This is a genomic window from Neobacillus driksii (genome assembly GCF_013409995.1).
GTDB lineage: Bacteria > Bacillota > Bacilli > Bacillales > Cytobacillaceae > Neobacillus > Neobacillus driksii.
In genome coordinates this window covers 188,091-200,807 of sequence record NZ_JACCBX010000005.1, presented here as the reverse complement: position 1 = coordinate 200,807, position 12,717 = coordinate 188,091, and the positions used below count along the sequence as shown (strand labels likewise).

General features: G+C 35.8%; 8 protein-coding genes. 4 read left to right on the top strand and 4 right to left on the bottom strand.

Annotated elements, in window-relative coordinates:
* Window positions 1-14 precede the first annotated feature (14 nt).
* From F4694_RS12835 to rfbB, 3 genes are all read left to right on the top strand, one after another.
* Window positions 15-1,403: a sugar phosphate nucleotidyltransferase gene (locus F4694_RS12835; protein WP_179598426.1), complete on the top strand. Its 1,389-nt coding sequence runs from the start codon at window positions 15-17 to the stop codon at window positions 1,401-1,403.
* Window positions 1,404-1,463: 60 nt separating this feature from the next.
* A complete protein-coding gene (locus tag F4694_RS12830; protein ID WP_179598424.1) occupies window positions 1,464-2,531 on the top strand; it encodes a glycosyltransferase in 1,068 nt (355 codons plus the stop codon).
* 287 nt (window positions 2,532-2,818) lie between these two features.
* The gene (gene rfbB, locus F4694_RS12825; protein WP_179598422.1) at window positions 2,819-3,838 is read left to right on the top strand and encodes a dTDP-glucose 4,6-dehydratase; all 1,020 of its coding nucleotides are present in this window, start codon (window positions 2,819-2,821) and stop codon (window positions 3,836-3,838) included.
* A 103-nt stretch (window positions 3,839-3,941) separates the two neighbouring features.
* Here the strand turns inward: rfbB and F4694_RS12820 are convergent, their stop codons facing one another.
* The 4 genes from F4694_RS12820 to F4694_RS12805 all read right to left on the bottom strand — a co-directional run bounded on the left by F4694_RS12820 (window position 3,942) and on the right by F4694_RS12805 (window position 6,438).
* Window positions 3,942-4,208 carry a helix-turn-helix domain-containing protein gene (locus F4694_RS12820; RefSeq protein ID WP_179598420.1) on the bottom strand — a complete coding sequence of 89 codons (267 nt, stop codon included), beginning with the start codon at window positions 4,206-4,208 and terminating at the stop codon, window positions 3,942-3,944.
* Window positions 4,209-4,417: 209 nt separating this feature from the next.
* Complete coding sequence (locus F4694_RS12815) at window positions 4,418-4,639, bottom strand: helix-turn-helix domain-containing protein (protein WP_179598418.1); 222 nt, start codon at window positions 4,637-4,639, stop codon at window positions 4,418-4,420.
* 424 nt (window positions 4,640-5,063) lie between these two features.
* Window positions 5,064-5,591 carry a competence protein ComK gene (locus F4694_RS12810; RefSeq protein ID WP_179598415.1) on the bottom strand — a complete coding sequence of 176 codons (528 nt, stop codon included), beginning with the start codon at window positions 5,589-5,591 and terminating at the stop codon, window positions 5,064-5,066.
* A 358-nt stretch (window positions 5,592-5,949) separates the two neighbouring features.
* Entirely contained in the window at window positions 5,950-6,438 is a 489-nt protein-coding gene (locus F4694_RS12805; RefSeq protein WP_179598413.1) for a sigma-70 family RNA polymerase sigma factor, read from the bottom strand.
* Between the two features lie 1,598 nt (window positions 6,439-8,036).
* Here F4694_RS12805 and F4694_RS12800 point away from each other — a divergent pair.
* Entirely contained in the window at window positions 8,037-12,251 is a 4,215-nt protein-coding gene (locus F4694_RS12800) for an Ig-like domain-containing protein (protein ID WP_179598411.1), read from the top strand.
* Window positions 12,252-12,717 lie beyond the last annotated feature (466 nt).

Genomic DNA, 12,717 nt, shown 5'->3' with positions numbered 1-12,717 from the left:
AATGGAGGGTAATTATGAAACTCGTATTACTATCAGGTGGATCGGGGAAGCGGCTATGGCCTTTATCAAATGATACAAGGTCTAAACAATTTTTAAAAGTATTAGAAGGTAACAGCGAAGAAAAACAATCAATGGTCCAGCGTGTATGGGGGCAATTGGAAACAGTAGGTCTTGCATATTCTTCTGTCATTGCCACTTCTAAAATGCAAAGGGATATGATTCATAGCCAAATTGGAACGGATGTCCCACTTATTATTGAACCTGAACGTCGAGATACATTTCCTGCTATTGCATTAGCAGCTTCTTATTTGTATTCAATTCAAAATGTAACAGTAGATGAAGTGGTTGTTGTATTACCAGTTGACCCGTATGTAGAAGACGGATTTTTTGAAAAGGTAAAAGAATTAGAGAATGTCTTGCTAGATTCAAATGCAGATTTGGCTTTAGTAGGTGTAAGGCCAACTTACCCGTCCTCAAAATATGGGTATATTGTACCAAATGAATATGTAACTAGTGATTCCTATTTTACAGTTAATCACTTTACTGAAAAGCCAAGTGAAGAAAAGGCACAGACTCTTATAGATTTAAATGCTCTCTGGAACTGTGGAGTATTTGCATTTAAATTAAGTTATATAATTGATATTTTACTAGAAAAAGGTTTCCCACTAGATTATGATAAACTATCACTTCAATATAAAAATCTACCAAAAATTAGTTTCGATTATGAAGTAGTAGAAAAGGCAAAGCACATCGTTGCTCTTCCTTATGATGGTTTTTGGAAGGACCTTGGAACGTGGAATACCCTAACGGAAGAAATGGCTACAACCCAGATTGGTAAAGGTGTTTTAAGTGATGATAACGAAAACACCCATTTAATTAATGAACTTGATATCCCGGTTACAGTTATTGGATTAAAAGATATTGTCGTTGCTGCGAGCCCAGATGGAATTTTAGTTGCTGATAAAGCTTCAAGTCCAAAAATTAAAGAGCTAATTAGTGGATTTGAACAGCCGCCTATGTATGAAGAGCGGATCTGGGGATGGTCTCGTGTGCTTGATTATGCGAATTATGAGGGCGGTAACGAAATGGTTACTAAACGTATTTGCATTCACGCAGGAAAAAACTCAAGCTATCATTATCACAACCTGCGCGACGAAGTTTGGACAATTGTCCGTGGTGAAGGTGAATTAGCGTTGGATGATTATATTACTCGTGTTAAAGCAGGAGATATTATCCACCTACCAGCTGGTAAGAAGCATGGTATAAAGGCATTTACCGAATTAGAATTTATTGAGGTTCAAACTGGTATCGGAATTAGTGATGAAGATTTCACTCGCTTGTATTTTGAATGGGATGATGTTATTAATCATTTCCAAAAATCAAAGGCAAAAGTAATATTATAAATTTTTTTCGGGGAAGGACTTAGACTCTTCCCTTTTTTTATTTTGGAGGTGGAGGGATTCTTGAAAACAATTGCATATTACGTATCGGATTATGGATATGGTCATGCATCAAGAAGTATAGCAATAATAAGAAAACTCCTTAATCATGCTGAAATCAATATCATTCTCTGTCATTCCTTCGCAATTTCTTTTATAAAGGCATCTCTTAATTCAACCCGAATAACTTACAGAAACATTAGAACAGACATAGGATACTTTCTTAAAAAGGATTCATTACATCCTGATAAAGATTTACTACTCAAGGAGTATAAGAGCTTCGTACAAGATTGGGATAAATATATCAAAGAAGAAAGAGAATTTCTGACAGTGAATTGTGTTGAATTGGTTATATCTGATATTTCACCATTACCATTTTATGCCGCTGAAGGTTTAGGTATACCTTCTGTAGGGATCTCGAACTTCACGTGGTTTACTGCCTATCAGGGGTTAATTGACGATAGTGAATTACTCACATTTAAAGAAGCATATCAAAAAATGACCCACTTCTATTCCTTAGCAACAAGTCAAGAACAGTGGGACATAAAGACAAGTGTATACGGATTCTACTCAAGGGAAGTTGATTTAAAAGAGGTTAAAAGAATTAAGGAACTTGTCAATCCTCATGGCAATAAGAGGATTGTATTTCTGGGGTTAGGTATGAAAATAGATGTTGGTACACTTAACAAACTTCCCATCTGGGATAGTCCTAACTGTGTATTTCTTGTCTCTTCAAATGTACATGTAGATCGACCAAATATTTTTCCAATACCGAGTGATTATTTGGAATCGCAGAACTATATCGCTGCGTCAGATTTAGTGATTTCGAAAGCAGGTTGGGGAATGATAGGTGAGGCTTTAAGTGCAGATGTACCTCTTTTAATTCTAAATAGACCAAGTATGAAAGAGGATCAAAATACAACAAATTATTTAAATCAACGTAATTTGTGTGAGACAATTGAATGGAATGATTTTTTAAATTATAAAGTTGATACATCTAAAATTAAATCAAATAATAAAGAAAAGGTAAACTCCAATGATCAAGCTGAGAAGATTGCAGCTGACCTATTGGAAATCATTCAACTAGAATAGGAAAATTTATGGAGATTTCTAAAGACACCTAGAATTCAGTACGGATGGCATACGCGAAGAATTGATACTAGTTGGATTGAAATAATGGCTTTTGGAGATTACTCTACATCCATTCGCTCCGCCAAACCAATGTCTTGAATTTTACCTAGCAGATGGTTCATGGTTTTGTCTTCGTCCATCAAAATAATAATCGATGGATAGATTCTTTTCCTTATGTGATAATTTAACAGAACAAATATTTATAACTCATAGTACACATCTTAAGTGCATTAGGAGAAATAGCGAAAATGAAAAAGATTCTTGTAACTGGCGGGGCAGGATTCATTGGTGGAAACTTTGTTCAATATATGGTGAATAAATATCCCCAATATGACATTTACAATCTTGATTTATTAACATATGCTGGTGATTTAGCAAAGCACCGTGACATAGAAGAGAAGGATAACTATCATTTTGTACAAGCAGACATTGCGGACCGTGAGACAATTATGGCTCTATTTGAAAAGGAAAAGTTTGACTTCGTAGCTCACTTTGCAGCGGAGAGCCATGTTGACCGCTCTATTACGGAGCCAGAAATTTTTGTTCGAACAAACGTCTTAGGAACTCAGGTATTATTAGATGCTTCGAAGCAAATTGGAGTTACTAAATTTGTTCATATATCAACGGATGAGGTATACGGTGAATTAGATTTTAACCCAACTACCTTTTTTACAGAGGAAACACCATTACAGCCGAATAGTCCATATAGTGCTAGTAAGGCATCATCTGACTTCTTGGTACGTGCTTACCACGAAACATTTGGTCTTCCTGTCAATATCACTCGTTGTTCTAATAATTATGGACGGTACCATTTTCCAGAAAAGCTAATTCCGTTAACCATTTCTCGTGTATTAAATGATGAAAAGGTACCAGTATACGGAGATGGCAAAAACATTCGTGACTGGTTACATGTACTTGATCATTGTGCAGCGATTGACTTGGTTTTACATGAAGGTGTTAATGGTGAAGTTTATAATGTCGGCGGACATAATGAAAGAACCAATTTAGAAGTTGTTAAAACCATTATTAGTACTTTAGGTAAATCAGAAGATTTAATTGAATTCGTTACGGACCGTTTAGGTCATGATAAGCGTTATGCTATCGACCCTACCAAGTTAGAAAAGCTAGGTTGGAAACCAACGTACACGTTTGAAACAGGAATCGCCCAAACAATTGATTGGTATCTCAACAATAAATGGTGGTGGGAGCAAATCATTAGTGGGGAATATAAGAATTACTTTGACAAACAGTATTCTTTAGACAACTGATTCTGCAATTAAGAAACCCGTACCACCGAAAGTGGATGCGGGTTTCTTCTTTGTAAACCATCGATAATATTCTTTACAAATTATTTTTCCTACTTATTTTGGGTTATGATTTGGGATGCTTTTTTTCAGCATATCTGTATACCATTTCATCTTTAATGTTCTTTAGAAATTCCCAATGCTCCATCTCAAAACTTTCAGCAAGTGAACAGATTGTGTTCAAAGTGGGGGTATTCTCATTGCTTTCAAGCTTTTGTATCGTTCGTGGTTCCAGCTTACTCTTTCCTGCTAACTCTTCTTGTGTCCAGCCTCTCTCTTTCCTCAAACGTCTTAACCCAGTTCCTATGTAAGTATCCTTTTTGGCCTCAGTCAAAGGGATTTCTCCTTTTAGACCAATTACATGATACCAGCTAAATCTTTAACACGAACTGCAATACGTATTTTGAGAATTTGATTGAAATAATCTAAATTTATTTTAGAGAGACATATATTGTTATTTTGTAATTTATTAAGTAGGACACACTTATAAAATTAGTGGTGTAAATCCTTAGCGAATAAACAGGAATAATCGATGTTGTTGAGTTAGTCTTCAATTTTTTCAAAGGTAATAATTTCGTTCATATCATCAATATCAAGCGCATCAGCAATACGGGCAAGATGATGAACGTGAACATTGATCCTCTTTTGGTTCGTTAAATCACATATAGCCGAATGACGGACATCACTAAGGCGAGATAATTTTCTTATTGTCATACCCTTCGCTGAAAGTAGTTCTTTTAATTTTATGACAACGACTCTACTCATCGTTCTTCATACACCCACTCCATTTTTTATAGGTAAAGTTAATTAAGACATGGTACGCTAAAGCATTGCAATAAGGCATTTCCATCCATTGAAGGAGGTTCTACGTGTTAAAACCATTACATAATGATAACTGGATTTACTCCACGTACTGCAGTACTGATAACGGCCTATAATAAAGAATCTCTTATAATTTGCTAAAAACGACACAAATGTTGATTTCCTTTTGAAATACTACCTGAGAATTGTACGTTTAACCGTCTTATTCACCAAAGATTGGTTAAAGAAACAGCCTAATCATTTCATCAGGCTGCTATAAAAAATGATCATAACAGGTTATTAACATCAAGAATGCATATTGGCTCCAGGTTTTGTTTCTAAGCAGATTTATAGAAAATACTAGTTTTATTGGCAATGCAGTGAGACTCTATTTGATTTTGCTCTTCCTTTTTCTAATTTTATTTGGTGGTTCAATGATAAAACATACAGGATTATTGGCATTTTCTATCGTAATTTTGCTTAACTGTTCAGCAGACTTCAATTTGTGATTGAAAGAAAATAGTTTGGAATCGATTATTAATACTTTTCTATTTCGAAACTCTATATGTGTTTTTCGTTTAAGGCTTTGGGTTCTTAAGATATGGTAGGGATTAAACCAAATGGCATCTTCGTTTTTATGTGATTTATCGGGAAAGACACAAATATTATGTATATGGTTGATCATCACAGGGCACATCATATTGTTCCCCATGATAATCTTGGAGGTATCCATTGCTCCTTTTAAATTAAATCCAATACATCTAAGGCTATCATCGAGGATTTCCAAGGGTGATCGATCCACGATGAACACCCGGTCGAACTGCGTTACTAGTGTACACACCTTTCCATTTCGGTCATAAAATCCATACATGTACATCAAATACTGATTGATTAAGTAGTACTTTTCAATAGACAATACATCACTCCTAAGTTTAGAGAATCTTTGTTTCAAATAGAGGGTTGAAATAAGTATCAATACCTAAGTTTGTAATTGCATGTTGAGATATTCAAGATGGTTTTTATCATGAGTAAGGTCTAGTTGAACAACGATAAAACTAGTATAGTGCAGTAATAAAAGAAGGGGATAGCTTTGTAGAAGTATTAAACCTATTTAAACCTTTAATGAAAAAATACCATATAGTAATATATTATTTGTTCCGCATACACGTACCATTGGTGTATACTTTGTGAATAATATCCGATTTTGTCGGTTATTGTAAAAAAGGTGCAGTTCATGTAGTAAATTGACTGCACCAAATTGAAATGGATCTATGTTAATTATGCTTACCTACCTTTACCTTCAATTTTGTTAGTGCCCCTAACCTCCATTGCTTAACAGCAGATACGGACACCTTCTCCCTTTCCGCTATTTCCTTATTAGATAGTTGCTTTATAAAAGATCCATTGACCCATTTTGTTTCTTTTTCCGTTAATCCTTCGCAATAGGTTTGGAATGTTTCCTTTTCAAATAGAGGAGTATTATCGTGATCTTCAATCAAATCAAAGAAACTCATCTCAGGAAAAATATTTTTTTCTTGCCACTGGTTGGTTTGGTTCATTTGGTACAACATTTTCCCCTTCACACAGGTATAAGCGTAATTCGAGAAACTGCCTTTTTTATCGTCAAATGACTTCGTTGCTTCCCATAGTGCGATTAACCCTGTCTGATAGAATTCATCTTCATTTCTATAAATGTGCAAGGAGCGAATAATCTTATGAATCATGGGTTGGTACTGTACAACTAACTCATCAAAGCTCTCCACAGGTAGATCCTTTATGGCAGCGCGCTTCCGTTTTATTCCTAGGTAGCTCTACCATAATCCATTCATGGAGAACGTTCGAATCATAGAAAATTGAATTTAATATAGAAAAATAGATTTAAACTGCAAAATACTTTTCAAATTGGAACATACTGCTCAATAATTCTACTGGGTTATTAAAAAGTATAAGAGTTAACAAAGTACCATGGAGACGGTACTAAAGGAATAATTTTATTGGAGTTTTTCTTGCTTCCGATACCAGTCACTCCCCAGTACGCAAACAAGATAACAGCCCTGTAGGAAGGTCCAATACTTATTTAAAAGCCAGGTCCTGCTATCACTCGATTTCCTTACTAGAAAAGTCTAGGCTGATTCATTCAATTTGACGAAATAGAGATCAAATGACACGAAGAGCATTACTCTTGAATCAAACTGCACGATACGCTGACATAACCTAACGTAATACGATACGTGGGCAAGAAGAAGAAATAGAAAAAGAAGAAGAAAAAAAGAAAATAAAAACAAAAATATACTCTTACTCAAAATATAATGAAACTCCACATTCAATTTTCAACAAATAAAATATCCATTTAAATAATAAAACTCAACCAAATTTGGAAAAATCTTTAGGCTTAGCTCATATATTGGGAATAACATTTGGATCAGTTAGTAAATAGAATAGAAAAAAAAGGAGGAATAGGAATGCTATATTTTTTAGTGATTATTTTACCACCTGTAGCAGTACTATTAAGAGGAAAACCATGTAAAACAACTTGAAAATGACGGTAGATTGGATGACCGTTGTAAAAACGCTATGTTTTTATTAGTACAGAACTATTATGTTTCAGTTGAGGAATAAGGCTTAACTGTTAGGGAAATATCTGAGATAATAGGAAAGTCTCGGCAATTTATTAGGAGTATTATTAAAGAAATAGATAGTTATCAGGTAATTAGCCATAGAGGAGAACGCCCAATAATCTATACAATTAGTGATACGTATTTTGAGTGATTACTACTTAGCCCTTACTTATATAGAGTAAGGGCATTTTTTTACCAGATTATTAACTTGATTATTCCAAAAAGCGCAATCCATAAAGGAACACTTAACCCTATTCCCCAGGATAGACCTTTAGCAAAATTATTATCGTCATCCATCATTATCACTCCTAGGTACTTTATTCCCTAAAATGACGAATGATAATACTAATATCCAAAAAACTTTTTAACAGCTGCATCAACTGCAAAACGATCAGCACTGGATAACGAAATCACTTTATCACCTTGGTTGTAGATTTTATCAAACCAGTTTATAACTTTAAAACTAGTGAAAAATTTGTAGCAAGTAGGTATAAAAGATCATAGTGTCAATGGTTTGGAGACTTCTATCTAGTCTCTTTTTTTTATTACATTTATAGGGATTACAACTTTGATTGATGAAAAAAATGTTGGACATTGTCAGTTTCTGGTTGTGAAAAATGGTAAAATAGTTGTATGAAAAATCGAAATTAATTAGACCGCAAATAAAAGTATCTGAGAAAACAGCGTACTAATTGGAATCGATAATAATCGATAAAAAAATATATTAATAGGGGGATTCCGTTTTGTTTTGGAAAAAGTTTGTAAGTGTTTTTCTGATTTGTGTACTTCTTTTCAGTATGTTCCCGAATCTAAATAAGGTTAAAGCCGAAGGAGGAACAGTCGTTTCAGGACCTATCCTATCTGATACAGTTTGGACGAAACAAAATTCTCCTTATATTATTTCAGATAAAGTCCAGGTAGCAGAAAATGCAACCTTAACTATTGAGGCAGGAGTGGAAGTTCAAGGAGGTACCATTGAACTATGGGGTAACTTTATTGCAGCCGGTACGAAGGAAGCCCCTGTTATTCTTAAGAAAACTAGAATGGCAGAGGCTTCTACTAATAGAGAAACGGTTCAAATCGAGCTTGATTATGTTTTTGCTAAAGAGATTTATCTTGCTAATAATAGCAATGATGGGATTTTAAAAATTTCTAATAGTCAATTCGAAGATTCTTATCTGTATGCTGATACTACAAGTTATATAACCAATAATTTATTCGTAAAAGGGTACTTTTATTTTATTAATGATTTCTATAATAAGTTAATGTCCGTTCAAGATAATAGTTTTTTTCAAAGTAATCTCTATTATCAAAACGCATTTTGGGTATTTGAGAATAATAATTTATATTCTTCTACATTAAGAGTGAGTGATATGAGTCCTGCTTCTACTGTTTATGCTCAATCCAATTATTGGGGCAGTACAGACAGTAAAGAGATTGATAAAATGATCATTGATAGAAATGATGATTTAAATTTATTGGGGTATGTAGATTATTCCAATTATCTAACTCAACCAAATATTAGTGCTCCGGATACTAACAATTTAACAAAAGAGCCTTCCGTTTCAGTGGAGGAACTTACTGATAAAAGTAGCCAATTAAAGGGGAAAATAAATGATGATATCAATCCTCTTTTTACAAAAATAGAAATTTATTATCCGGGAGTTCCTTATGAAATTCTTCCGGTTGATAAAGATGGAACATTTACGATTAAGTTTTTGGAGTACTTAAGAGGTGGGATTGATTTTACCCTGAGAATATCCTACTTTGGTCTTCCGTTTAAAGATATCGCTCTAACTGTCAAAGATACGACACCTCCAAAAAGTCCTGAAGTGTACGAAGTTACGGACCAACAGACACAAGTAGCAGGTGTAGCTGAGGAAAATACGACTGTTTTAATTAAAAATGACCTAGTAGATTTAGGTTCAGCGGTGGCAAATGAGCATGGTAACTTTGTAGTCGATATTCCTCAGCAACAGGCTGGTTCAATATTATCGGTGATTGCTACGGATCATTCTGGGAATCACAGTCTACCAACAAAGGTAACGGTCATTGATGTAACTGCACCTAGTATTTCTATCATAGGGGAAGTTAATGATCGTTCCACCACTGTAACCGGAATAACAGAAGCAGGTTCAACGATTATCATTGAAAGTGGAATGATAGAGATTGGCAAAGGAGTTGCAGACTCTAAAGGGGAATTTTCAATTACGATCCCAAAACAAAAGGGTGGGACAAATTTAATAGTAAAAGCAATAGATCGCGCAGGTAATAGAAATGAAGGTATTGCTGTAACAATAGTGGATAGAACAGCACCAAATGTTCCTGATGTTTATCCTGTTTTGGAAAATGATTCCTATGTATATGGTATGGCAGAAATAGACTCAAAAATAGAAGTAAAAGTTAATGGTATATTACTTGGAACAGGTGAGGCTGGATCATATGGTTATTTCTATGTGGCAATACCTGGCCAAAAGCCAGGGACTGAATTAGAGGTTACTGCTACAGACAAGGCAGGAAATGTAAGTGAAATAGTCAAAACTGTTGTCTATGATATAACACCACCTGGAAAACCGATTGTAAATGAGGTAACGGATCAAGATTTAGTGATTACCGGACAAGTAGAACCAGGTTCATATGTGGAAGTAAAGGTAAATAAAAATGTAATAGGAACCGCTACATCAGAGAAAGATGGTATGTTTAGTGTTACGATTCCTGCGCAAAAGGCAGGTACTATATTAGTGATAACGGCAACGGATAAAAATTTAAATGTGAGTGAAGCCGAGACGGTTGTGGTAAAAGATATAACAGCACCTGCGAAGCCATTCGTAGATGAAGTAACTGATCAAACGACTGCTGTTACGGGTCAAGCGGAAGCTGATTCAAGTATCGAAATGAAGGTGAAGGGTTCTGTTGTAGGAAAAGGGGTTGCTGGAGCAGAGGGTAAATTTACAATTACTATTTCAGCCCAAAATGCCGGAACAGAGTTAGATTTTACAGCGACGGATAAAGCAGGAAATGTGAGTGAAGTTACGACAGTAGTAGTAAAAGACCTAACCGCTCCAGCGAAACCAGAGGTAAATGAAATAACTGATCAAACAACTACTGTTACCGGTCAAGCTGAAGCCGGATCAATGGTGGAAGTGAAGGTAAATAGTTCGGTTATAGGAAGAGGTACGGCAGGAATAGACGGGAAGTTCACTATAGAAATTACCCGGCAAGAAGCAGGAACGGAATTAATGATTACTGCGAAGGATAAAGCAGAAAATGTTAGTGAAGCAGTGATGGTTGTGGTAAAAGATGTCACTGCACCAAGTAAGCCATCCATAACTGAAGTAACTGATCAAGATTCAACGGTAGTGGGGCAAACAGAAGTAGGAGCCAAAGTAGAAGTTAGAGCAAATGGTAATTTAATTGGCACTGGAATTACAGGAGTAGATGAACGTTTTGTTATACCGATCCCAGTTCAAAAAGCAGGAACAAAAATAGAGGTGACTGCAACAGACAAGGCTGGCAATGTAAGCGAAATAACGAATGTCATCGTAAAAGATATTACAGCTCCAATGAGGCCAATTGTAAACGATGTGACAGATAAGGATACAAAGGTTACAGGTCAGGCTGAGGCAGGATCAGATTTAAATGTGAGCGTAAACGGCAAAGTGATTGGAACCGGAGCTGTAAATAATGAAGGTGAATTTTCAATTACGATCCCTGCTCAAGCAGCAGAAACCATTTTGGAAATTAGGGCAACCGATAAAGCTGGAAATAATAGTGATATTTGTGTGGTGACAGTTATAGACGGTATTTCTCCAGTTGCACCGACAGTAGCTGAGGTGACAGATCGAGAAACGGTAGTGAGAGGTACTGCGGAACCTCATTCAACCGTTATTGCCAAATCCTTTGGTGCAGAGATTGGTCGGAGTGTTAGTGATGGCAGTGGAAAGTTCTCTATTACAATTCCTAAACAGACTGCTGGAAAAGTGATTGAAGTTTACGCGGTTGATAATGCTGGAAATGAAAGTACTGCAGCGAAAATCACCGTTCAGAACAAGTTGGTATCATTAGTGGGTGATACGAGGTATGCAACAGCCGTTAAGGTTGCACAAATTGGCTGGAAAACAGCAGACACGGTGTTGTTGGTTAATGGCTTTTCCATAGTCGATGGGTTAACGGCGACTCCGTTAGCTTCGGCAAAGGATGCACCTATTCTTTTAACAGCAACTGATTCGATTCCACAGCAAACCTGGAATGAAATCACACGCTTAAGGGCAAAAGAAATCATTTTGATCGGTGGAACAAGCGTGATTTCACCAAAAGTGGAAAAAGAATTAGTAGCAAAAGGATATAAAGTCACACGAATTGGAGGCGCTAACCGTAAAGATACATCCCTGTTAATCGCGAAGGAACTTGATAAATTAGTCGATGCCAGCATGGTTTATGTAGCATATGGTTTTGGTGAACCGGATGCGTTATCAATTGCTGCACAGGCAGGTTTGAAAAAGCAACCGATTATTCTAGCGGACAAAACGTCTGTACCGACTGACACTATGGCTTGGTTGAAAACAGAAGATTTAACTGATGCCTATTTTATTGGTGGTGAATCAGTTATTGGACCTGGAATTATCAATGAAATGGATAAGATCATCTCAAGGAATGTCCAAGCAAATCGGATTAGTGGCTTGAGCCGCCATGAAACTAATGCTAAGGTCATCAGTAAGTTTTATCCGGAGGGAGAATTAACGAGTATTCTTTTAGCAAAATCCGAAACAGAAAGTTTAGTAGATGCCCTAGCAGCAGGACCATTAGCAGCAAAATTGGGATCACCTGTTTTATTAATATCATCCTCTTATGGAATTTTATCATCTCAAAAACAAGTATTGGCTGGTAAACATGCTAAATACGTTCACCAAATTGGCGGAGGTGTTAATCCTTCTGCTGTAAGTGAGATGGTGCAGTAGAATATGTTGAGAAATCTTGTTTAAGTCTTGAAGTATATTATAAAGACATGAAGAGTGACAGATCTTTTCCTGCCTAAATGAAGCAAAAGATCTGTCACTCTTGTTACATAGTTATCTCCAATAAAATTGAGAAAGAGCTCCATTGTGATTCAATTGAGGGTACTCTAGTAGGGAATCTTCATATAGGTAGCAGCTCTTCGTTGAGGAGTCCCCTGTAACTTTATTTGTAATTGTAATAGTTTTATGAGAACGCATGTCTTCGTCTTCGGGGAGAAAACACCTCAATGTTTGTGGTCGGAAACTGTATTGAACCTTATGAGGTATTGGAATCACGATACGCTGACGTAACGTTATACGATACGTGGGCAAGAAGAAGAAAAAGAAAAAGAAAAAGAAGAAGAAAAGAAAAAAACAACAACAAGTTCTTACTCCAAATATAGTGGAACTTCAATCATCAATTTCCTAA

Excerpts from the sequence above, each read along its gene's own strand:
- F4694_RS12835 (WP_179598426.1), top strand. The coding sequence starts at position 15 with ATGAAACTCGTATTACTATCAGGTGGATCGGGGAAGCGGCTATGGCCT.
- F4694_RS12815 (WP_179598418.1), bottom strand. The coding sequence starts at position 4,639 with ATGAGTAGAGTCGTTGTCATAAAATTAAAAGAACTACTTTCAGCGAAG.
- rfbB (WP_179598422.1), top strand. The coding sequence starts at position 2,819 with ATGAAAAAGATTCTTGTAACTGGCGGGGCAGGATTCATTGGTGGAAAC.